Annotated in this window: 17 protein-coding genes; 7 read left to right on the top strand and 10 right to left on the bottom strand. The window is 51.8% G+C overall.

Annotated elements, in window-relative coordinates; translation table 11 throughout:
• Positions 1-14: 14 nt before the first annotated feature.
• Together KDC22_RS09315 and KDC22_RS09310 are read right to left on the bottom strand one after the other, a co-directional pair.
• On the bottom strand, positions 15-1,043 hold the full coding sequence (locus tag KDC22_RS09315) for a dienelactone hydrolase family protein (protein ID WP_211722827.1): 1,029 nt from the start codon (positions 1,041-1,043) through the stop codon (positions 15-17).
• 19 nt (positions 1,044-1,062) lie between these two features.
• Positions 1,063-1,953 (bottom strand): pectinesterase family protein, encoded by an 891-nt coding sequence (locus KDC22_RS09310; protein WP_211722826.1) that lies wholly within the window; start codon positions 1,951-1,953, stop codon positions 1,063-1,065.
• Between the two features lie 73 nt (positions 1,954-2,026).
• Here KDC22_RS09310 and KDC22_RS09305 point away from each other — a divergent pair, with 73 nt between their 5' ends.
• The gene (locus KDC22_RS09305) at positions 2,027-2,893 is read left to right on the top strand and encodes a helix-turn-helix transcriptional regulator (RefSeq protein ID WP_211722825.1); all 867 of its coding nucleotides are present in this window, start codon (positions 2,027-2,029) and stop codon (positions 2,891-2,893) included.
• 30 nt (positions 2,894-2,923) lie between these two features.
• On the opposite strand, the gene KDC22_RS09300 is transcribed toward KDC22_RS09305, so the two are convergent.
• Both KDC22_RS09300 and KDC22_RS09295 read right to left on the bottom strand, forming a co-directional pair.
• Complete coding sequence (locus KDC22_RS09300; protein WP_211722824.1) at positions 2,924-4,381, bottom strand: glycoside hydrolase family 28 protein; 1,458 nt, start codon at positions 4,379-4,381, stop codon at positions 2,924-2,926.
• An 18-nt stretch (positions 4,382-4,399) separates the two neighbouring features.
• Positions 4,400-5,965: a glycoside hydrolase family 43 protein gene (locus KDC22_RS09295; protein WP_211722823.1), complete on the bottom strand. Its 1,566-nt coding sequence runs from the start codon at positions 5,963-5,965 to the stop codon at positions 4,400-4,402.
• A 200-nt stretch (positions 5,966-6,165) separates the two neighbouring features.
• Between KDC22_RS09295 and KDC22_RS09290 the strand changes: the two genes are divergently transcribed.
• Positions 6,166-8,400 carry an AraC family transcriptional regulator gene (locus KDC22_RS09290; protein ID WP_211722822.1) on the top strand — a complete coding sequence of 745 codons (2,235 nt, stop codon included), beginning with the start codon at positions 6,166-6,168 and terminating at the stop codon, positions 8,398-8,400.
• A 110-nt stretch (positions 8,401-8,510) separates the two neighbouring features.
• Here KDC22_RS09290 and KDC22_RS09285 read toward each other — a convergent pair whose 3' ends face one another.
• The 3 genes from KDC22_RS09285 to KDC22_RS09275 all read right to left on the bottom strand — a co-directional run bounded on the left by KDC22_RS09285 (position 8,511) and on the right by KDC22_RS09275 (position 9,855).
• Entirely contained in the window at positions 8,511-8,942 is a 432-nt protein-coding gene (locus tag KDC22_RS09285) for a hypothetical protein (protein ID WP_211722821.1), read from the bottom strand.
• Positions 8,943-9,194: 252 nt separating this feature from the next.
• Entirely contained in the window at positions 9,195-9,455 is a 261-nt protein-coding gene (locus tag KDC22_RS09280) for a hypothetical protein (protein ID WP_211722820.1), read from the bottom strand.
• Between the two features lie 139 nt (positions 9,456-9,594).
• Positions 9,595-9,855: a hypothetical protein gene (locus KDC22_RS09275; RefSeq protein WP_173138714.1), complete on the bottom strand. Its 261-nt coding sequence runs from the start codon at positions 9,853-9,855 to the stop codon at positions 9,595-9,597.
• A 1,156-nt stretch (positions 9,856-11,011) separates the two neighbouring features.
• On the opposite strand from KDC22_RS09275, the gene KDC22_RS09270 reads away from it, so the two are divergent.
• The 3 genes from KDC22_RS09270 (at position 11,012) to KDC22_RS09260 (ending at position 14,564) form a co-directional block, all read left to right on the top strand.
• Complete coding sequence (locus KDC22_RS09270) at positions 11,012-11,992, top strand: ABC transporter permease (RefSeq protein ID WP_211722819.1); 981 nt, start codon at positions 11,012-11,014, stop codon at positions 11,990-11,992.
• Positions 11,993-12,004: 12 nt separating this feature from the next.
• Positions 12,005-12,889 carry a carbohydrate ABC transporter permease gene (locus KDC22_RS09265; protein ID WP_211722818.1) on the top strand — a complete coding sequence of 295 codons (885 nt, stop codon included), beginning with the start codon at positions 12,005-12,007 and terminating at the stop codon, positions 12,887-12,889.
• Between the two features lie 139 nt (positions 12,890-13,028).
• A complete protein-coding gene (locus tag KDC22_RS09260; protein WP_211722817.1) occupies positions 13,029-14,564 on the top strand; it encodes a DUF3502 domain-containing protein in 1,536 nt (511 codons plus the stop codon).
• A gap of 94 nt (positions 14,565-14,658) precedes the next feature.
• Here the strand turns inward: KDC22_RS09260 and KDC22_RS09255 are convergent, their stop codons facing one another.
• Positions 14,659-15,456 (bottom strand): AraC family transcriptional regulator, encoded by a 798-nt coding sequence (locus KDC22_RS09255; RefSeq protein WP_211722816.1) that lies wholly within the window; start codon positions 15,454-15,456, stop codon positions 14,659-14,661.
• A gap of 139 nt (positions 15,457-15,595) precedes the next feature.
• On the opposite strand from KDC22_RS09255, the gene KDC22_RS09250 reads away from it, so the two are divergent.
• Positions 15,596-17,845 carry an FAD-dependent oxidoreductase gene (locus KDC22_RS09250; RefSeq protein ID WP_211722815.1) on the top strand — a complete coding sequence of 750 codons (2,250 nt, stop codon included), beginning with the start codon at positions 15,596-15,598 and terminating at the stop codon, positions 17,843-17,845.
• A 360-nt stretch (positions 17,846-18,205) separates the two neighbouring features.
• Complete coding sequence (gene tnpB / locus KDC22_RS09245; RefSeq protein WP_211722814.1) at positions 18,206-19,345, top strand: IS200/IS605 family element RNA-guided endonuclease TnpB; 1,140 nt, start codon at positions 18,206-18,208, stop codon at positions 19,343-19,345.
• Between the two features lie 175 nt (positions 19,346-19,520).
• Here the strand turns inward: tnpB and KDC22_RS09240 are convergent, their stop codons facing one another.
• Complete coding sequence (locus tag KDC22_RS09240) at positions 19,521-20,648, bottom strand: glycoside hydrolase family 88/105 protein (protein ID WP_211722813.1); 1,128 nt, start codon at positions 20,646-20,648, stop codon at positions 19,521-19,523.
• 36 nt (positions 20,649-20,684) lie between these two features.
• Positions 20,685-22,469 (bottom strand): glycoside hydrolase family 2 protein, encoded by a 1,785-nt coding sequence (locus tag KDC22_RS09235; RefSeq protein ID WP_343222036.1) that lies wholly within the window; start codon positions 22,467-22,469, stop codon positions 20,685-20,687.
• Positions 22,470-22,637: the final 168 nt, after the last annotated feature.

Below are 22,637 nucleotides of genomic sequence, written 5' to 3'. Positions count from 1 at the left end.
GCCTAAGTCTGAGCTCAGGCACCGGCAAGCTGCTTCCGCAGCCAGGCATACGCCGGCTCCCCGTGAATTTCATGTCCTCCGGCAAAAAAATCCGCTTCCACCTCTCCGCCATGCCCCGCAGCGTTATAGATCACTCCGAGCCGCTCCAGGGCTTGCTTCGCGCCAGCCGGACCAAACAAAGGGTCGGCATCCCCCGACTCCAGGAACAGGCCGCGAGGTGCAATTAACCCAAGCAGATCCGGCATTTCCGCTTCCAGCAGAATGCCCGGAATATAATTATCCAGACAATGATTCCGCGTCAGTATACTGTCCGCAAACGTATTGGCATACCCGCTGACGACCGCACAGGTGATCCGCTGATCCAGTGCAGCCGTGAAGCCGGCGACCAGCCCGCCGCCGGATATGCCCATAATACCTACTCGTTCACCGTTAACCTCTTCCCGCGTCTGCAGATAGTCGAGCGCCCGCATACTTTCATAGATCCGGTAGCCTGCCATCGTCTGCCCTGCCATCAATAGCGCAGAGGATAGGCGGAAGCAGGAATTGCGCCCGGGCTCACCGCTCTCCAGATCTTCTGCCAGCCGTCTGTCACCGAATCCGAGGACTTCAGGCGCTGCGACCACGAAGCCCTGCTTCACCAGTGAGACGGCAAAATCCTTATGCAGCCCCGGGTCACCCTGCCGCTGCGAACCGTCCGGATGGAGGCCGGTAATCTCACGGCTGCCGTAGCCATGCCCATGAATAGCCAGAATAGCCGGGCAGGGAGAAGATAACGGCTGCCCCGGAATCAGAAGATACATAGCCATTCTAAGTCCTTCATAAGTGGTAATCTCCACACGCTCACGTATATATCCGTTACAGGCTACCCGCTCAAGCCGCACAGGTGCAAGCGCTGCCCGTTCCTCCGGCAAGCCGCCAAGCCGTCCGGTAAAGCTTGCAGTAAGCTTTGCCCGCCACTCTCCGTAAGGGATATCCTCACGGAAGGCAGCGCCCTGCGCTGCGGAATCCGTCACTTGCTTCATATATTGTTCCAATGATTCCATCGGGGGTTCCTCCTGGTTCTTAATAGCCTTCAGGATGCCAGCCGTCCAGAACGGTCAGAACCCGGTACTCCGCAGCTTCCTCTGCAGTTAACTGTCGAGACCATGCAGCGCGGCTCTCTGGACAGGCCCCTGGCCCGCTGCTGCCGTATTCTTCATAACGGCTGGTCTGCTCCCTGTCCGGCTGCCCCCAGTTATGCCAGCCTTCGCCGGTCACTGAACCGTCCATGACCGTGCGGATGAAAGCTACATGCGCATAGGGACGCCAAGGACGCCCGAGATACACCTCACTGACACCTTCACCGCCGGTAATCCGGCAATTCAGGAATACATAGCCGAATGCAGCTCCCTCCGGTGTTGAAGCGGCTGTAATATAACCTCTGGACCGCTTATTGTGCAGATGGCAGCCATCGAACAACGCCGTGGCGGCTCCAAAAATATAATCGACATCGCCTTCAATATAGCAGTCGTTGTAATATTGCTTACCCTGCCCAGTATAGAGTGTATCCTGGTCACCCAGCAGACGGACGCGCCGGAACACCGCCTGTCCGGCATCAACAAAGGCGGCCACCGCCTGTCCGGTTCCCGGACCGGATGCGTTCCTTATGGTCAGATTCTCGGCGGTGAAGCCTTCCGCGAACACATTCAGGGTACCGCTGCGGAAGGTACCGAGCGGTTCACCGTCCGCTCCCAGAGTGTGGGCATTATCATTCCAGGTAATCACGGTGGAATGCGGGTCCTCCCCCAACAGCAGAATGGGCGGGGCTTCGCGGACGATTGTAATCTTTTCCTCATAAATGCCGGGCTTGATCCGGATGGTTACGGCCTGCTTCTGCTGCGGCGGAATGGAATCCAGCGCCTCCTGCAGGCTGCTGTATCCTTCTCCGGGATTCTTCGATACAGTAATTAACATGTGCGGCTCCTTTCATGGCGACCTCTATTTATTCTATAATAACCGTAACGGTTCAGATGAGAAGAGGAGATTTATGACCAGCGTGACTAGCCCTAATCCGAAATATCATATCGAAGAAGGACGGTTCAGCATTCAGCATATGAAGCGCAAAGGCATCACTGCGATGCCGCGCCCCCACAGTCATGAACTCACCGAGCTGTACTATCTGACAGAGGGTGAGCGCGTATACTTTGTGGATGACCGGGTCGTTACGGTTCACAAGGGCGAGCTGATTCTGATTCCAGGCCGGGAGCTGCATGCTACCGCAAGCTCTGAAATGGCCGAATTCGAACGGATTCTGATCAATTACGATCCTGAGCTGCTGCCCCTTGTGCTGCAAGGTGAAGCCTTGTGGTTCCAGAATCACCGCTACCGTCTGTTCAGGCTGACCCTGCGCGAGCAGAATGAGGCGGAGATGCTGCTAAGCCGTATCCTGGAGGAAGCGCGTGTCCAGCGGCCTTTGTATGAAGCCTCCATCGTGGCGATGTTCACCGAGCTGATGATTCTGCTCCAGCGCTCGGAGAGTACAACACAGGCCGGCGGGACGAAGCACCCGCTGCATCATCTGGTAACCGATGTCGCCACGTACATCCGGGAGCATCACCGTGAAGCGCTTACGCTGGAAGAGACTGCCGGACACTTCTTCATCAGCCCGTCTTACCTGAGCCGCGTGTTTCACCGCCTGACCGGGTTTCATTTCCGTGAATACATTGTTCATATCAGAGTCCGTGAAGCCCAGCGGCTGCTGGCCGGAACCTCCGCCAAGATTCAGGAGATCGCTTCCACAGTCGGCTTCGAGCATCTGTCCCACTTCAATAAGACTTTCAAAAGATCAACCGGGCTGACTCCGCTCCAATACCGCAAGGCATCCAAATCCCGGGCTGACTCCAAGTCTGAATGAAGGATTGAAGAATAGCGCCTCTCCCGGGCATCAGCCTGAGCTCTCTGCAATCATAAGCTCTCCAGACCGGATGAGCTCTACATGGCTGCATCTATGCATCTTCACAGGCTCTGCTTCCTCAGTCCTCAGCCGGATCCGGTCCAGCTTCAGATTGCTGGCATACCGCAGAACCATTCCCTGCTTGCTTATGGCGCTGAAATTCTCCACCGTCAGCCCAGCAAGCGGCATCTCCGGCAATCCGTTCACCAGCAGCGCAGTTGCCGCACCATGGCAGGTGATATCGCGGAGTGTGATATTCCGGAACTGCGGAGTCTCCTCGGTAACGGGGACGGACTGCTCATCGTAGCCTTCAGAGCCTTCAACTCCCGCATAGAACATATGGAAGGATACTGCCTCATGGATAATGCCTGTCATGCGGATATTCTCCATCCGGATATCCTCTACTACGCCGCCTCTTCCCCGGGCGCTTTTGAAGCGCAGCCCGATGTCCGTGCCGATGAACAGGCAATCGCTGACTCTGACCGCATGCACGCCGCCCGACATTTCACTGCCGATCACCACTCCGCCATGTCCGTGATATACCGTACAATGCCGGATCGTAATATACCGGCAGGGCATCCCTGCTCTGCGTCCTTCCTCGTCTTTGCCCGACTTCAGGCAAATCGCATCATCCCCTACATCGAACCGGCAGTGCTCCACAAGGGCGTGTGTGCAGGACTCCAGATCCAGCCCGTCCCCATTCTGGGAATACCATGGATTACGTACCTGGATGTGCCTGACCGTTACCTGTTCACAGCCCATAGGATGAAGGCACCAGGCAGGTGAATTCTGGAAGGTAGCTCCCTCCAGCAGCACCCGCTTGCAGTTCCGCAGGCTTAGCAGTGCAGGACGCAGATAAGCCCGGGCAGGCAGATAAGCTTCCATTGCAGTCTGCCCTTCCTCCAGCAGCCGCCGGTAGTAAGCCTCTCCCTTCAACGCCTCTCCAGAAGGCCACCACATCTGATTCTGCTCATCCACTACTCCCCCGGAAGCAATCAGGCTCTGCCATTGAAGCTTCGTCATCTTGAAGCGTTTCACCGGGCGCCAGGCCTCACCGCTTCCATCGAATATCCCTTCGCCGGTAATGGCTACATCACTGAGACCTTCCCCATCCAGCGGAGCCTGACAGCGCCAGCCGGCATTCCCCTCATAATGGGAGAAGAGCAGCGGATACAGCGCGAAGTCCGGTTCGAAACATACGAGTGCCCCGCGCTCGGCATGCAGATTAATCCGGCTGTGCAGCGTCAGCGGTCCCGTACGCCATATTCCCGGCGGGATGATGACCTTCCCGCCCCCTGCAGCAGCGCAGGCATCAAGCGTATCCTGTATGGCAGCAGTGCACAGCAGTTCTCCGCCTGCTGCCCCATAATCCGTAATCCTGAACGTCCGCTCCGGAATTTGCGGCAGTTCAGGTACAGGATAAGGATTGGAATCCTGCTGGCTGTTCATAGGCCGCTTCCCTCCTGTCTATTCAATTTCTTCATAGCTGAACCAGTCGAAATCGGCATAATTGGTGCTTGGCGCCCCTTGGGAACTGGCATACATGCCAATGTACGCCCCTGTGAATCCGCCAGCCAGATCCGTGCTGAGCACTCTTCCGTCAGCCCGTTCATGTAATGCCGTCCATGAGCCGAATTCGTCGGCTCTATAATAGAAGCTGTAGTCCTGCCCTCTGGCCTCTGCCTTAAGCTGCACCTTGTCCTGCGGATAAGGCGCGGATGCCAGCAACTGCTCATCCCCTCGGCTGCGCACAATCAGCTGCAGCACCTGCTTCCCGTCCTTCAGCTTCAATTCATAGCGGAAGTGGTTGTCCGCATTCTGAATCAGGACCAGTCCGGCGGTTTCGCCTGTTGCCCCCGGCTTGAAGACCATTTCCGCTGCCGCTCTGAAGCTTAAGTGCTGCTGGCGTCTTCCAATGTAAGACGGATTGCTGATCTCCGTCAGCTGCTCCGGCTTGAGCCGCAGCCGCAGATGTCCCGGACGTTCAGTGAGGCTCCAGAATTCCCCGCGCGGTGTCCGCAGGAAGTTCCAGATCAGGCTGAGCTCTGCGGACTCGAAATCATCACGTACAGGCAGCTGCGGCCATTTCGTTTCCGGCAGATCAGGCGCTGCCGCTTCCAGCTCCAGCACGCCTTTGCCCGGATTCACAACAGGCCATTCATTCTCCCATTTCACCGGGGTCAGGAACGTCTCACGCCCGAGGTTGCGGTAATAGCCGCCGCAGGTCCGGGAAGCAAGACAGAACATCCACCAGTCTCCATGCTGCGTCTCCACCAGCTCACCATGGCCGACATTCACGATTGGATATTCTCTACCGAGATGGCGGTGAGTAAGAATAGGATTCGCTTTGTGGCCTTCATAAGGGCCGGTCACGTTCCGGCTTCTGGCAATCGTGATCGCATGGGTATGGCCGGTGCCGCCTTCGGCAATCAGCACATAATACCAGCCGCCGATTTTGTAGACATGAGGTCCCTCTTGCGCATGACCCACCTTAAGGGCACCTTGCCAGATGCTGAGCTTCGGACCTGTCAGCTTGCCTTGTTCCAGATCAATCTCCTGCAGCCAAATGTCCATATGCTTCGGATAATCCTGCCCTTCGGGAGGAACACGGTTGCCGGTGTAATATACCTTGCCGTCTTCATCGAAGAACAGGGAGGGATCGATCCCCGGTGCATCCTCCAGCCATACCGGATCAGACCAGTCTCCGGCCGGATCGGCGGCAGTCACATAGAAATTATGCTGATCCTTGTTATTGTCCACGTAGGTTGTAATCATATAGAAGAGACCTTGATGATATCGGAGGGTAGGAGCCCAAATGCCCATCGACGGAATCGTGTGGTCCAGATTAAGCTGGGACGGACGGTCCAGCACATGGCCGAGCTGGCGCCAGTTCACCAGGTCCTTGCTGTGGAAGATAGGAACACCAGGGTAAAATTCAAAGCTGGACGTAACAAGATAGTAGTCCTCGCCTACGCGGATAGCGGAAGGGTCGGGATAAAAGCCCGGCAGCACCGGATTGCGGAATGTTCTCAATACAGAAATCCTCCTTCAAACGAGCAAAATGTAAGCATAACCAATTATAGTTCGTATAAGTTTAACTTTCTTGCTCTTTCTATGCTCTTTTTCCCGTTTTTTATACTTCCATGCTATTTGGCTCCATCTCCCATCTTGTCAATGAATAGCTTGTCCCTCTAGAATAGGTGTAGTAGGATTTACATAAAGGGGCGATCATCTTGGGAAAGAGAAAGAAACTGTATACCCGCTTTTTTATGAGCCTGACCCTGATCTCCGTCTGCTGCATTCTGGTACTGGCTATGGCGATCTTCTACTGGTACCGGAATATATCCATTGATAATGTCGATAAGGCTAACCAGAATGTGCTGCTAAATACTGAAACCGTATTCACGAACTATAAGGTCATTGTTCAGAACTATACGATGGACTTCTATGCCAACCCGAACATCAGCACCTTGATGCGGAGCGGAGAGACAGACTGGAGTGACCAGCTCTACAGCGTCTTAAGCCAGATTCGCGGTGCGCTGATCGTTAACCAGTATCTGGAGAATGCCTATATCTTCGGCGAGAAGGAACCTGCTGTCATCTATGAGAACATGCCGCTCAGCCCGGAAGCCAAGCTGGAGCTGGCCCGGAGGATGCGGAGCAGCCGTATTATTGAATCCCCTTTTGTGTGGAAGACTACACAGAACAACGGTACACCGGTCACCCTGCTGACTGTCTTCTATAACGACCGGGCCTTTGCAGACAGTGAATATTACGGCGCAGTTGCGCTGACCGTCAATTTCGCCAAGCTCCAGAACAATCTGTTCACTCAAAAAGAAGGCGGAACTACGCGTTACGCCGTCATTGACCGGAATGGCGAAATTCTTATGCACAGCACACTCTCCGACAGCACCTTACATCCCGAGATGCTGAAGCAGGTCGCTGCCTCCACCTCTGAAAGAGGCTCCTTCGTCTATAAGGGCAACGGGGACAAGCAGCTGATTACTTATGTCTATTCCGCGCAGGATAAGCTGTGGTTTATATCAGAGATGTACTATACAGACAGCATCCGTGAGCTTGCGAATGCCCGTAATCTAATGATTGGTCTCTGTCTGGCCCTTATATTGGCTGCTGCGGTAACCGCCAACCTGATCTCCCGGCGGATCTATAAGCCGATCGGCAGGCTGTTTGGCAGTATCGCTAGTATCTCCGGCAATGAAGAAGCCTTGAAGGCCGGCAGTGACCTGGGTACCGTGAATCTGGAGCTGGAATCTATAGGTGTGAAGCTGGCACAGCTTAAGAAGGAGAGTGACGGCAGTGCCCTGATGCGCTGGCTGCTCTCCCCGCGCGGTGCGGCAGACCCTTCCGGCGGCCTCCCGATGATGGGCATCGGCGCAACGGGAGGTGCTTATTGCGTCTGTGTACTGGCCGTGCTCGAACCGGGACAGACCGGGGATGCTCCGGAACCTGTCCAGGAAGGCATTCACCGGATTCAAACTGCATTCTCGGAGCTGGCCGAGGTTCAAATCTTCCGCCCCCATCAAGGGTCGGCCGTCCTTATTCTGAGTGAGCTATATAGCGGAAGCTTCGGGGATTATGCCCTCTACCGCAGTACATGGGAGGAACTCGCTGCAATGGGCCTTAAGTCCGGCGGCCGCTGCGGGTTCGGCATCAGCGGGCTGGAAAGTGATCTGGGTCTGCTGAAGGCCAAATACGCTGAAGCCGCAGACTGCATGCAATATTTCAAATTTCATGCGCAGCAGAATATCATATTCGCCGACGATACCGTCCATCTGAACAGCAGCGCGGTACCTGACAGTGCGCTTGAGCCGGTATTGCAGGCGGTAAAGCAGCCGGAGCTGGCAAGCCACGTCCCGCAGGCAGTGGAAAGACTGCTAGCGGTAGCCTGCAGCTACCGTGCAGAGTCTGCTGCCATTGCTGTATCAAGGCTTGCCTTCGAGCTGAACCGTACGGCGGATCTTAGCAGCGGGGGGAACCGCCATTCCGGCTTTCTGGATGATTATCAGCAGGTGTGGCAGATTCAGAGCTATGACAAGCTGCGCGAGTGGATTGAACACAGCTGCGGTGCAGCCGTGGAGCGGATTGCCGGCATGAGGGCGGTGCAGACCCGCAGCATTGCCGCTGAGGCTGCCGCTTATATTAGGGAGCATTATAGCGACCCGGCCCTGTCGCTTAATGCGCTGGCCGAGAAGCTGTCGGTCAGCCCTGCCTACCTCAGCAGGCTGATTGCCGAAGAAGTGGACAGCAGCTTCCCGGACTTCGTCAACCAGCTGCGGCTGGAGCAGGCAGAGCTGCTGCTGGTCACCGAGCTTGCGCTCGATATCCGCGAGATTGCCGGCCGGGTCGGATATAACAGCAGCACTTATTTTACAACCCAGTTCAAGAAGCGTTATGGCGTCACCCCATCCAAATGGCGAATGAATCATATCCTGCAGCAGCGGGAGTAGTGGGGATGGATAGAGGAAATGGAACAGCGGCAGCCTGGGACGGGTATAGTCCTGGGCTGCCGCTGTTTTGTTGAGTGGAGGTTTTTACTTATTGTGAATAAGGCTACTCCCTAAGGGAATTTAAACCCGCCTAATCCATATGTACTATTAATTTGTTTAATATAATCTTGTTTATCAAAGTGAAACGTTTTTGAGTTATTCATTAACTGTTCTCTGTCATCAATGAAAGTCCAAGATACAATGTCTTTATTCATTTCGATAAATGAATATACTGCCCCACACCCCAGATCAGCACATGCAGGGCATATGTATATTGAATTCTTTCCATTGGGGAAATCTGACTGACTCAATAATATCAATCTTGAAATGTGTTTTTGCTGAAAATCCTCACTGCCCCATCCTAAACAGGATACAAAGTCATAATGCTTAGCATAACTATCATATAAGGATTGTCCGTCAACTATAAAATCCGCAAAACGTGTGGGTCCCGGATAACCATCCCTTAGACGCATTTTAAATTCAATTTCCGATTTTTTAATCATCCTCACCTCTTCATGATAAGTGCTCATCGAATCAATCTGATTTTATCAATAGTTCATTGAAAATTTGTGTTACCTCTGCATATCCGACGACCCTAGCGCCTCCTGCGTAAGAGTATCAATTAATTATTGCAGATTAGGTCCTATTTTAAGCCATAACACGTCATACCCCATATTCTCGAGTATTTCTAACCCATCACTGAACGTGATTCTGTTTGATCCACTCCACCCATTTTCCAGACCATACATAATAAACTACTTCACTACTCCCGGGTAATTTAAGTTAAAACCTTCAATATCATCTGAAGCCCTCTTCTTTAAGTGAACACCAACTAACAGAGGACTTCCTGAAATCGGGTCATCCCATGTACAAAATTGGAAAGAGCATGTTACATTCTTCTGTCCTTTTAATGATACAGAAAGATTGATTTCGCTTACGCCTTGGTGGTACTTTTGGTTAATCACATAAACGTAATTTTTATCTTGAACCTTGATTTTCCTAGTTTTTTTATTCATATATTCATCACCTATTGGAAATTCTCCGTTTGCAGCATAATCTTCTTATCCAATTTCCAAATCATTCTTAGCCAGATCCAAAGCTGCGTTCTTGATCAAATTTTCTATTACAAACACTTCAAATTTAGGAGCTTTCTCCCTACTTCCCTCTTACAGCATCTATAATAGCTCTCTTCACATCGTCACGGGCTAAATGTATAGATTTAATAGACACATCCAATTTTTCTAGAGTTGTATCATTGTATAGCTGCTTTTCACCAAGGGAATTAAGCTTGCCAATCAGTTCGTCACCTAAGGATGGGAGCCCGCTCCGAACCTCTATTATGGAGAAATCATGGTCTTCAGTCTCTACAGCAAAAACCCCTAAACGCCGATACTCTGTATGCACACGACCTCTCATTATTCTTTCTCCCTTCACACTAGGACATAGCTGTCCCTATAATCATAATTATTCATCCTTTTCTATGAGGAAAAGGACTTTCTAAAGAAACAACGCATATATCAATATGATTATTGAAAATAATAACCCACCACCTTTTAAACGCAATTACTATAAATGAGGATAAGCGAAGCAATAGTCGATACAACCCTAAATAATATCATTACAGCTGCTCACTTTGTTACCTTTCACACGGTATTGGTCAGTAAAGGCTTAAATGTTGTACGTTTTGCAACTCGGCTACCTAAATACCTGGGTGTTTGGGAAGATTGGTTGTATGAAATACAAGAATTGTCCTGCTAGGCAACTTGGAGAAGGAGAAATGCTGTTTTTTATAGAACAATTTGGGATTATAGCCGAGATTATGAGGAGAATGTTGCAGTATGTGCAGGATTTTCGCGCCCGCTCCATGCCTTCTTCCTCAAGTCTATCACTTAATTTTGCACTCCACTACTTCATTCTCCACAGTTAGCCTCTACTATAACGTCAGATATAAACTGGTGAAAATCACTTTGGCAAATTACCTAGTGAGGGTTTGAGGTTTGAGGTTTGAGGTTTAAAGTAACCCGCTAACGGTACGCGATAGACTTAACTGCACTTTGTACAACTAAATCGTCTGATTTCCCACCAATTCTCCGTTTAGTTGTATTTCGTACAATTAAACTGGGACATTTTGATAGTTTTCTCCCATTAGGGCAGATTTAGTTGTACAGAATACAGTTATACGATGCTAGCACATCTTTTCGCTGTTTTTAACTGCACATTATACAACTATCTCTGAATTTCATTTTCATTTGGAACTGGATACATAAATTGCTGCATTGAACGAACTTACTTCTTTAGCTCTGATGTCATATAGTTGCATTAATCTCCAACCACGGCACTCCCCCCCTTTCACATTCCTATTTCCCCGCTTTTATCAGGCATTTAACCCTGCTCAAGCAGAAAACTTCTGCTTTTTCTGTTTTTTTAAGCCCGCTCATTCCGCATTTTTTAACTTTTTTCCGTTTATTATGATAGCGCTTACACTCTGTGGCGGATTATGATTTGCCTTGTACAACGTTCTCCTGAATCCCGGGATGAAATGATAACGCTAGCATAAAGGAGTGGACTGTATATGACGCAAGAGGCAACACCCGGCGCACCCGGACAGCTTGTTCCGGCGAAACGGACTGTCAGCGCCCCGCGCTTCCGCAAATCGCTGAGGAAGGACAGCTCGCTGTACCTGCTCGCCCTGCCGGGCATCATTATTCTGATTTTATTTGCGTACCTGCCGATGAGCGGACTGATTCTCGTCTTCAAGAACTACAACTTTAACGACGGAATCTTCGGCAGCCCGTGGGCGGGCTTCGCCAACTTCGAGTTTTTCTTCTCCAGTATGGAGAATGCCCTGCGGGCGACCCGCAACACGGTTATGCTGAATGCGCTGTACATGCTGACCGGCACTTTTTTCTCGGTGGCCATCGCCATTATATTGAACGAGCTGCGCAGCAAGTGGTTTATCAAAATCACCCAGAGCGTCATGTTCTTCCCTTACTTCATCTCCTGGATCATTATCGGAGCCATCCTGTTCTCCCTGCTCGACTATGACAAAGGGATTCTCAACCAGCTGCTGCAATCGCTTGGCCTGGCGCAAATGGACTGGTATTCGAGCCCGTGGCTGTTCGTAGTGATCCTGGTGCTCGCGAATATCTGGAAAAGTGCCGGCTACGGCGCGATCATCTACTACGCAGTGCTGCAGGGAGTGGACACCTCTTATTATGAAGCGGCCCGGATCGACGGTGCCTCCCGCTGGCAGATTATCACCAAAATCACCATACCGATGCTGATTCCTTCCATCATCCTGATGACGCTGCTTGGAATCGGAGGCATGCTGAAGGGTGATCTGAGTATGATCATGGGCGTAACGTTCCTCAATCCGCTGCTGCTGCCCACTACCGATATTATCGACGTCTATGTATACCGTACAGCTATACGTTCCGGCGAATTCGGCTTTGCTTCCGCCATTACGCTCTATCAATCCGTCTTTGGATTCATCCTGGTGCTGGTAGCCAACAAGCTGGCCGGCTGGTATGACAAAGACAGCAAACTATTCTAGGAGACCGATACGATGCAAACTACTGAAAACAAAGGGCTGGTTATTTTCTTCTATGTCTGTATTGCGGTATTCTCGGTCATTTGCCTGGTGCCGTTCGTGCTGGCCGTATCCGGTTCTCTCTCTACAGAGTCGAGGATTGCTGCGGAGGGTTATTCCTTCTGGCCCCGGGGGTTCACGTTCGAAACCTATCAATTCCTGTTCGGCTCCAAAGCAGAGCAGATTCTGCGCGCCTACGCTATGTCCCTGTTCGTAACCGTGCTGGGCACGCTGACCGCTGTACTGGTGACTACCGCTTATGCCTATGTCATCTCCGTCCGGAATTTCCGGCTGAAGAACTTCTTCGCCTTCTTTGCCTACTTCACGATGCTGTTCAGCGGCGGCACGCTGCCGTGGTATCTGCTCAGCACCAAATACTATCATCTTGGCGATACGCTGCTCGGCCTGTTCATTCCCTATGTGCTGAGCGTGTTCCTGATGTTCCTGATGGCCAACTACTTCCGCAGCATTCCGCATGAGATTGTGGAGTCTGCGCAAATAGACGGTGCCGGGCACCTGCGGATCTTCTTCAGTATTATGATCCCGCTCGGCCGGGTCGGGCTGGTGACGATTTCACTCTTTTATGCGCTCCAGTTCTGGAATGACTTCTATCTGCCGCTGATGCTGGTAACCGATCAGGAGCTCTATACGATCCAATACCTGATGTACAACATGATGGCGAACATTCAGTTCCTGGCCTCCGGCAATGCCGCACAGGTGGGAGGCGCAATTATTGCCCCGCCGCTGGAGACCGCGAAGATGGCGATGACCTGCCTGACCGTTCTGCCGATCGCTATTTTGTATCCTTTTCTACAGGGATTCTTCGTTAAAGGGATTATCGTGGGTTCGGTGAAAGGCTGATCCTATAGACACACAGACCTAATATTGGTTGCAGCAGGCGTGTGCTCCCGGGCTTCAACATGTTGTACAATATGCTTACGGGAGCACCGCCTTGGCAATATAAGCCTCACAGATTAATTCTAATTCAGGAGGGTTCATCATGATCAAGAAAAAAGGCTGGTTAAGTTTGCTCCTGGCAACGGTCTTCCTCGTAAGCGGCTGTTCGCAGGGTAACAATGAAAGCGCTACCCCTGGCAATACGGACAGCAATAGCGGCACAGGCACAGCACCGGCCACGGCGGGAGGCAGTGAAGGTACGGCTCTGGCGCCGGCCAAGCTGAAGATCGTGCTGTACGGGGACGAGTCGAACCGGATGAAGGAGCTGGCCAAGACGGAGTTCTATGATGTGGTCAAAAAAGAAATCAATGCCGAGGTTGAATTCCAGTTCCTGCCCTGGACGGAATACGGCGGCGGTAAAACAGACCTGATGCTGTCAACCGGCGAGGATTTCGCAACCTACACGGATGCCAACTATATGGTGAAATCTGTAGCCAAAGGACTCTACACCGACCTTACTCCCTACATCCCAGCAGCAGCAGATCTGAGTGCTACGGTGGATGAGGCTTCCTTCCGGGCCTTCCAGCTGGACGGGAAGCAATATGCGGTTCCTGTCGGCAACAAACCCAACTCTGCTGAATTCTATAGTGTGCTTGTCCGGCAGGATCTGCTGGAGGAAGCAGGCATGACCCAGGTCACCTCGCTTGCCGAGCTTGAACAGTTCTATGATAAAGCCCATGCCCTTCATCCCGAGCTGATTGGCTATGCTAACACAGACGCGCGCAGAATGCTGCAATATGACTTCACCGATAAGAACCTGTATTGGCAAAATGATTTCATCGCCCTGGATGAGTCGGCCAAGGATGATCAGATTATCAGCTGGTTCGAGTCGCCTGAATTCAAGACCTATGCCGGTCTGATGCACGGCTGGTACAAGAAAGGGATTATTCCGAAATATGCCGCTACGAATGTGCCGCAGCTGCAGTCTGACTGGAACTCCGGCAAAGCGATGTTCTGGGCAGGAACCGCAGCGCGTCCGTTCGAAGGTGCCGCTACCATCTCACAGGCCGTGCCTGAAGCCAAGCTGGTCAATTACTTCCTGGGCACCGGCCGTCCAAAAATCAGCAGAGGCACCTACAGCACCGCCTTCTTCGTCTCTGCCGCAGCCAAGGACCCTGAACGTTATGTCATGTTCTTCAACCTGCTGCAAAAAAACCAGGAGCTGTATGACCTGTTCGCCTATGGTATTGAAGGCACCGATTATACGCTGGATGAGAGCGGCCGTCTGACCAAAATCAATACCGATTCCCTGATTCCTGATTGGCTGCTGATGAACAAGAACTTCATGCGTTTTGATAACACCGTACCGGATGATTTCATTGCCGATTACAAAGCTTGGGATGATGGAGCCATTATCTCCAAGGGTGCGGGCTTCAACTTCGACAATACGCCAGTCAAGAATGAAGAAACCAAGCTGAACGGCGTATTCACCGAATACCTGGCCCCGATCGGCAGCGGCTTCAGTGATTATGATTCTGCTTACCCGAAGGCGCTTGAGCGGTTAAAAGCAGCCGGAATTGACAAATACATCGCCGAATACCAAAAGCAGTTCTCCGCGTGGTATGCGAAGCAGCAATAGAATTCAGCCGCAGCCGCACAGCGGTGTGATTATGACAGCCTTAATATGAGCTACCGGCAGCGCGCCCTCCTTAACAGGAGAGGCGCGTTTGTTGTTATAACCGGTGCAGCTTACGGTATTTCGATGGCGTTAACCCCAGCTTCGCGGTGAATACCCGGCTCAGATAGAAGCCGTTCTCATAACCGCACTGCTGGGCGATCTGCTCGATGGGCTGTGTGGAGTCCTCCAGCAGCTGACATGCCCGGCTCAGCCTGAGTCCGGTCACGAATTCTGAAGGGGTGACCCCGTAGGCCGCACGGAACCGCCGCGTTAATTGTACCGGCGTAATGTTCAAGGTAACGGCCAGCTCCTGCAGGGTCACCGGTGTGCAGGCATGTTCAACCATCCATTGTCTGGCCTGCTGCATCGTTGGATCAGGACTTTTCTCATCGACATGCCCTTCTTCCGCTGCATTACTGCGCTCGATTTCGAGCAGCCTCCATACATCCTCAAGCAGATGCTTGATCCGGCCCAGCATGGGCTCCTCTTGAATCCCTCTTCCGATGCTCCGCATGTAGCGGTACGTTGACCTTAAGCGCTCCACATCCCTGACGGCCCACCTTCCGCCAAGCGTTACCGCTTCTTCCGGCTCTACCTCTGCCTCCCATGCGAATTGAATGAAGTGAAAGGTTAGAGGGGTGAGCGTTCTCCGGTAAAAGGCTGTACCGGGCGGACATACAATAATGTCCCCGAATCCGCCCTCCCCTTCGTGTTCTCCGAACCGGTACACAAATTGTCCTTGTTCAACCGCGAATATCGTCCACACGGGATAGGTATCGTGCTCCAGCAGGAACTGCTTTTTCTGCTCCCAATAGAGATAGCTTACCGGACGGACGGACCAATTCATACGCATGTCTAACTCTCCTCTAGCGATATCAAACTTCTGAAATAAAGTATATGTTCCCAGAAATTATATGCATGTCATTTGATGATATATTATTTTATCATGAAACTACGGATATATTATCACAATTCAGAGGAGAGGTTCAATCATGCGCAAAGAAACGGTCCAAACGGATGTCACCGTTATAGGAGGGGGTCTGGCAGGAGTATGTGCGGCGATTGCAGCGGCCCGTCTGGGGCAGAGCGTCGCTCTGATCAACAACCGTCCGGTGCTCGGCGGCAACTCCAGCAGTGAAGTACGGGTATGGGTGTGCGGCGCCACCTCGCATGGCATTCACCGGTATGCCCGGGAGACGGGGATTATGGGGGAACTATTTGTAGAGAACCAGTACCGTAACAAGGACGGGAATCCGTACCTGTGGGATATGGTTGTGCTGGAAGCCGTGCAGGCGGAACCGAATATTCAGCTGTTCCTGAACACGGATGTGCATGAAGCCGAGGCCGATGAGGAGGATGGCGGCGGGCGGCGTATCCGCTCGGTTACCGGATGGATGATGGGGTCAGAGCGCAGCATCCGCTTCGAGAGCCCGGTCTATCTGGACTGCACCGGAGACGGGCTGGTCGGGTTCCTGGCGGGTGCAGAATACCGGATGGGCCGCGAAGCGCGCGATGAACTGGGCGAAGAATGGGCACCGCTGGTTGCAGATGATATCACTCTCGGCAGCACCCTGCTCTTCTATACCAAGGATGCCGGCCATCCGGTTAAATATATAGCTCCGGCAATGGCTATAGATATTACTAAGACATCCATCACCGAGAACCGCATCATCCGCAGCGGCGACAATGGCTGCGCCTACTGGTGGATTGAGTTCGGCGGCGAACAGGATACGGTTCATGACAACGAGGCCATTCGCAGCGAGTTATGGTCAATCATTTACGGGATTTGGGACTATATTAAGAACTCCGGGAATTTCGATGCCGGGAACATGACGCTGGAATGGGTCGGTTCGCTTCCGGGCAAGCGCGAATACCGCCGCTTCGTAGGCGACTATATCTTGAACCAGAACGATATCCTTGCGCAGCGGGAATTCAATGACCGCATCGGCTTCGGCGGCTGGTCGATTGATCTGCATCCGCCGCAGGGAGTCTATGCCACCGAATCCGGCTCGAAGCATATGTATTCTGACGGCAGCTATCACATTCCGTTCCGTTCCCTCTATTCCGTGAATGTGAACAACCTGCTAATGGCCGGCCGCGACATCAGCGCCTCGCATGTGGCGTTCGGGACGACCCGCGTTATGGCTACCTGCGCGGTCATCGGCGAAGCGGCCGGCACCGGCGCTGCGCTCTGCGCCGCCAAGGGAATGACGCCGCGCGAACTGCATGCGAACCACCTGAAGGAGCTGCAGCAGACGATGCTCCGTCAGGACGCCTCTATCCTGGGTCTGAACAATGAAGACGCAGCCGATCTGGCACTCCAGGCTGCCGTCAGCGCCTCCAGCGAACGGAGCCGGTTCGCAGTGGAGCATCCGGCGTTCAGCGTCCCTCTTACGGCTGACATCGGCGTCACCATTCCGGTCGATCCTCTGCTGGACGGAATTGAGCTGCTGATCGACGCAAGCGAAGCGGCAGAGCTGACCGTTCAGCTATGGGAGACCGGACGGCCCGAGAATTATGTTCCCTATGCGCTCCTGCAATCCGCATCGGCTTCTGTCAGTTCCGGTACGCAGCAATGGGTGAAGCTCGACCTGCGCTGGCAGCCGGAGACGCCCTGCAATGCTTTTCTGATCATCAAGGCTAATGCGGCAATCACCCTGCATATGGCAGATCAGCCGACTTCGGGGATGCTCGCCTATGGACACAGCAACACACCGGTAGTATCCTTGGATTTCCAGAATCAGCCCGCACAGCCTGTAGTCCTGTGGGACAAAAAGAAATTCGATCACACAGCCCCCTGCATCCGGCTGTCCGGACCGACAAATGCCTTCGCCGCTGGTAAAGCGGTGGACGGATACCTCCGTCCTTACGGCGGCCCGCATCTGTGGTCCTCTGACCGGATGAACTCCGGCCGCCCGGAATGGCTGGAGCTGGCCTGGAGCGCACCTGTAACCCTTCGTGAGGTACACGTTACCTTCAATGACGATGTCAACGAGGACTTGATTAACCTGCATCATCATATTACGCCATATGAAATCCTGCCGACGCTCGTCAAGGATTATCGTATTGAAGCTTACGTGAACGGCAACTGGACAGCAGTCGCCGCCGGAAGTGACAATCACAAGCGTAAGCATGTGCACACACTTGCCGAAGCTGTAACAACTGATCGCCTGCGCGTTGTGATCGGGGCGACTAACGGAAGCCAGTATGCGGAGATTATTGAGGTGCGGGTTTACGAGTAACTGAGTAAAGAAGATAAAATAGCCTAATCCTTTGGCGTAAATGCTCAAGGATTAGGCTATTTATGTCCAGGAAGACATGAATAAAATGTGCTTACGCAGGGTTTATTTTAACAAAAAGCTGTCAGAATTCCCCCACTTCTAAAGTGGCGGGATGAATGACAACGGTTTGGACTTGGATTTTAAAGGGATTTCGGTTATGCTATGGAAGCGAATGTACGTTCCCGTAATGGTCTTGGTCGATTTGTTCGTGGATTGCGACCATAGTTGATTTGGCCAGCCGGAACTTTGTTCTATTTTGCGGACTCTCCTTCGGTTTGAACAGCAAATCGAAGGCGCACCACGTACATAGGAGGCCTTATTGTGCTCAAAGCATTCAAATATCGCCTGGAACCCACAACACAGCAGGCGGAACTATTCGCCAAAACATTCGGTTGCGTACGCAAAGTCTACAATCTCATGCTCCATGACCGTATCGAATCGTACCAAAAGAATCAAGAAACCGGTGAGAAAATCAAGTTCCCGACACCAGCGCAATACAAAAATGAATTTCCCTTTCTTAAAGAAGTCGATAGTTTGGCTCTGGCTAATGCGCAACTCCACCTGAATACCGCCTACCGCCACTTTTTCCAGCAGCCCGCCTCTGGTTTCCCCAAGTGGAAATCCCGCAAAAATCCCGTTCAATCCTACACCACGAATAATCAAAAAGGAACGATTGCAATTCAGGCGGGTCGCTATCTGAAGCTGCCCAAAATGAAGCCGGTACGTATCAAACTACATCGACAACCGGAAGGGGTGATCAAGTCAGCGACGATCTCCCGCACCGCATCCGGCAAGTACTTTGTCTCCCTGCTGTGCGAAACGGACATTCCGCCCAAAGCCCAAACGGGTTCGGTGATCGGGATTGATCTCGGTCTTGCGCATTTTGCAGTTTTCTCGGATGGAACAAAGGTACCGAATCCGAGAGTTCTCGCCCAAACCGCCGCTACCCTAGCGAAAGCGCAGCGCAAACTATCGCGCCGGGCGCAGCAGGCGAAGAAGGACGGACATCTGCTCAGTGAGAGCCGCAACTACCAGAAGCAGCGAATTCTGGTCGCCAAGCTGCATGAAAAAGTGGCCAACCAACGAAATGACTTTCTGAACAAACTCAGCACGGATCTCGTCAACAACCACGATGTGATCAGTGTGGAGTCGCTGAATGTCAAAGGGTTGGTTCGGAATCGCAGACTTGCCCGGTCGCTTCATGACGCCTCGTGGTCAAGCTTTCTATCCAAACTGACCTATAAAGCGGCGTGGTACGGCAAACAAGTCGTACAGGTGGACCGCTGGTTTCCTTCGAGCCAGCTGTGCTCGGCTTGTGGGCATCCAGGTGGGAAGAAGGCGCTCCACATCCGGGAATGGAGCTGCCCCAGCTGCGGTGTCCACCATGACCGTGACGTCAATGCGAGCTTGAACATTCGAACCGAAGGGCTTCGCCTGCTGCAAGGCACAGGAGTGCGTTAACTGGACCCCGAACCGCAGGGACTGCGGGGATCGCTTGGGTAGGGCGCTGAGCAGATGCGAAGGGAGGGGAGAAGCCGCTCCCTCCATTTGCTTAAGCGCGCAATAAATCTGACCGCTGCTCACGGATGTACGCCGTTTTGAGCAAGTCCGGGTTGTTTCCAAGAAGCTGCCACCTCTATAGGTGGGGGTAGTTCACAGCTTCATACAAGGCAATAAGCACCAGGGACTGTCCGTATGCCATTGGCATGAGGGTAATGTTCTTGTAATGATCCTTATCCATTCCCATCCCGGTTCCGGCCGACACATTCAGCACGGTTCCATCTCCGCTAATATTGTGACATACCGACTGAATGGCCTTATCGGCCGCAGCCTGATAGGAAGAATCCAGAATACCCGCTTTAATGCCTTTTAGGATACCTGCGGCAATGGCGGCCGAACCGGATACCTCTTCATAGCTGGCGGGGTCCTGCAGGACTGTATGCCACAGGCCGGAAGCTGCCTGAAGGGAGACCAGGGCATTGACCTGAGCTTTATACGTGTCCACCAGAAAGTTCCGGATACCCGGGCTAATTGTATCCTGGCAAGCTTCCAGGTAATCGACGATTCCATAAGTGAACCAGGAATTGCCGCGGCACCAGAAGATACTGCCGAAATTATCATTACGCTCGAAGCTCCAGCCGTGGAAGAACAGGCCGGTATGCTTGTCGAACAAATACTTGATATGAAGCAGAATCTGGTGTTCAGCTTCATGCTGCCACTCCGGCCGGTTAAACTTGCGCCCGGCCTGGTTCAGAAACAGAACCGCCATAAAGAGCGTATCAATCCATAGCTGCCCATTGTGCAAGTGAATTCCATCCCGGTTGCCAATGGCAGTAACCGTATGCTGAAAGCCTCCCTCTTTGGTTTTGGGCAACTCATGAAGGAGCCAATCCGCATGTTCCCGGCATAGCTCCTCCAGCTGGCTGGAAGGCTCAAGCTGATCCAGGAGCAGAACCAGAGCCAGATAAGGAGCTGTCGTATTAATATTTTTGGAAGGCAGTCCAGCCTCCAGATTACGGGAATACCAATGCTGCAAAAATTCCATATAGCGTTGATCGCTGTAATAATTTTGCAGCTTATACAGACCATACAGACCGACGCCCTGCGGCCAGTCCCATTCTTCAATTCCGAAATCCCGTTGCACAATCCCTACTCTTGTATCGGCCTGAACCACGGTTTTATCCTTTTCATAGTCGCTGCCGCCCAGATTCATCAGCTTATCTACTACCAGCCCAATTTTTTGAAGCAATATTTCATTTGTCATGGATTCCTAAGCTCCTTGTCATTCAATATGTTCCGGTTAAATGGTCCGCAGATGCCATTGATTATTAATTTCTTTAATTAACTTCGTATCGCATTTGGGTGTCCGATCATAGGCCAATAGACCGTTAATTTCCTGCTCCACATCGGTCAACTGCGTATAACAATAACCATAGATAATCTTAGAAGCGTATACAGCCTTCATAATTCTCTCATATTCCAGAACAAGGTCCTCTGAGGATTGTGCACTGGTATACCCCCAGCCATCGTCAGCGCCAGCCTTATAGCTTATACCCCCAAATTCAGTTAACAGGATGGGCTCTCCCCGATGCTCATAACCATCTGCATATACACTGCGGGCGGACGGCTTGGAAGCAAGCAATGTTTCCTTCGTGGACAGAATCCGTTTGAATTCCTCATACTTATCGGTCTCATCTGCTCTGCCATGCTGATAATTGTGTACCGCACAAATGTCCGTCTGCGTCATTTCCCAGCCATCATTCGAGATCACTAACCGGGTATCATCCAAGGAATGAATAAGACTATACATGGCTAAGCTGTGATACTGCTGCTGCTTATTCGATTTCACCATCGGAATTCCCCAGCTCTCGTTAAGCGGAACCCAGGCCACAATAGACGGATGATTGAAGTCACGGTCAATAATTTCAATCCATTCTTTGGTTAACCGGGCTACAGCATCATTATTGTAAGAGGGACTGGCAGCACATTCTCCCCATACAAGGAACCCTATACGATCTGCCCAGTATAAAAACCGCGGGTCCTCTACCTTTTGATGCTTACGGCAACCGTTGAACCCTAATTCTTTGGCTAATTCAATATCTTGCTTTAGGTGTTCATCCGTGGGCGCAGTAAGCAATCCTTCCTGCCAATAACCTTGGTCGAGTACAAGCTTTTGATAATAAGGTTTGTTATTCAGATAGACCATACCGTTCTCTGTATGAACTTTCCGCATGCCGAAATACGATTGTATACAATCCACCTCAACCCCATGATCGTACAGCTTCATTTCAACATCGAACAAATTAGGAGTTTCCGGAGTCCAGGTCCAGCCGGCGTTATGAAAGTTTGTCCGGAAGATTTTCAAACCAAACAGATCTACCGTTCTACGTGTTATGGTCTGCAGCAATCGTACCCGGTCCTGAATAACAGGGACTCCCCCAAAAGAAATCCGAATATCCACATCTAATTCCTCTGATCCATATCCCTCAGATTTAACTTCTATTCCAATGCTCCCCCGGTCTACATCGGGCTCAAACTTCACCTGATGAATATAAACAGGGTTCACCGCCTCCAGCCACACGGTCTGCCAAATCCCTGTCGTGCGGGTATACCAGATGCTGTCCGGCTTCTCTACCCAGAACTGTTTGCCCCGGGGTATAGTCTCATCCTGTGAAGGGTCCTCCACATGAACAGTCACCTGTTCCTCCTGCCCGGTTAAGGCATGTGTAATATCAAAGGAAAATGGGGTGTGTCCTCCCTCATGCATGCCGATATAATGACCATTCACATACACCCAGGCTCTATAATCTACCGCTCCAAAATGTAAGACAACACGCTGTTTATACCAACCTGGCTCGAGTGTGAAATTACGCTTATACCAGACATAGTCATGAAAAGAGGTATCGTGTATTCCACTCGCAGGGGTTTGAAAAGCAAAGGGAACTTGAATGGTCTGACTGAAATTTTCACTTGGATCAAACCAGCGCTGTGCAGCTCCAACATTCTTATCATCCAATTCAAATTGCCATGCTCCATTTAAGTTAAGCCATGCGTCTCTAACTAACTGTGGACGCGGATATTCCATCCGGTGTGTCATCTGTCTTCATCTCCTGTTCGATCCATAATAATCGTTAACTTTTTTTGTGTGTTTCACTGTGAACGCTCACCAAGCAAGCAAATACTATCATGATGAAAGCGCTCTTTCAAGCTTATATCAGCGTAATTCCTTATTTTCAACTTCGTGGTATACTAA

Source organism: Paenibacillus tritici (genome assembly GCF_018207515.1).
Taxonomy (GTDB): Bacteria; Bacillota; Bacilli; order Paenibacillales; family Paenibacillaceae; genus Paenibacillus_AQ; species Paenibacillus_AQ tritici.
This window is presented reverse-complemented; position numbering and strand designations above follow the sequence as displayed.

What these genes read in the sequence shown, in the direction of transcription:
- KDC22_RS09315 (WP_211722827.1), bottom strand. Translation starts at nt 1,043, where the DNA reads ATGGAATCATTGGAACAATATATGAAGCAAGTGACGGATTCCGCAGCG.
- KDC22_RS09310 (WP_211722826.1), bottom strand. Translation starts at nt 1,953, where the DNA reads ATGTTAATTACTGTATCGAAGAATCCCGGAGAAGGATACAGCAGCCTG.
- KDC22_RS09305 (WP_211722825.1), top strand. Translation starts at nt 2,027, where the DNA reads ATGACCAGCGTGACTAGCCCTAATCCGAAATATCATATCGAAGAAGGA.
- KDC22_RS09300 (WP_211722824.1), bottom strand. Translation starts at nt 4,381, where the DNA reads ATGAACAGCCAGCAGGATTCCAATCCTTATCCTGTACCTGAACTGCCG.
- KDC22_RS09285 (WP_211722821.1), bottom strand. Translation starts at nt 8,942, where the DNA reads ATGATTAAAAAATCGGAAATTGAATTTAAAATGCGTCTAAGGGATGGT.
- KDC22_RS09280 (WP_211722820.1), bottom strand. Translation starts at nt 9,455, where the DNA reads ATGAATAAAAAAACTAGGAAAATCAAGGTTCAAGATAAAAATTACGTT.
- KDC22_RS09275 (WP_173138714.1), bottom strand. Translation starts at nt 9,855, where the DNA reads ATGAGAGGTCGTGTGCATACAGAGTATCGGCGTTTAGGGGTTTTTGCT.
- KDC22_RS09270 (WP_211722819.1), top strand. Translation starts at nt 11,012, where the DNA reads ATGACGCAAGAGGCAACACCCGGCGCACCCGGACAGCTTGTTCCGGCG.
- KDC22_RS09265 (WP_211722818.1), top strand. Translation starts at nt 12,005, where the DNA reads ATGCAAACTACTGAAAACAAAGGGCTGGTTATTTTCTTCTATGTCTGT.
- KDC22_RS09260 (WP_211722817.1), top strand. Translation starts at nt 13,029, where the DNA reads ATGATCAAGAAAAAAGGCTGGTTAAGTTTGCTCCTGGCAACGGTCTTC.
- KDC22_RS09255 (WP_211722816.1), bottom strand. Translation starts at nt 15,456, where the DNA reads ATGCGTATGAATTGGTCCGTCCGTCCGGTAAGCTATCTCTATTGGGAG.
- KDC22_RS09250 (WP_211722815.1), top strand. Translation starts at nt 15,596, where the DNA reads ATGCGCAAAGAAACGGTCCAAACGGATGTCACCGTTATAGGAGGGGGT.
- KDC22_RS09240 (WP_211722813.1), bottom strand. Translation starts at nt 20,648, where the DNA reads ATGACAAATGAAATATTGCTTCAAAAAATTGGGCTGGTAGTAGATAAG.
- KDC22_RS09235 (WP_343222036.1), bottom strand. Translation starts at nt 22,469, where the DNA reads ATGGAATATCCGCGTCCACAGTTAGTTAGAGACGCATGGCTTAACTTA.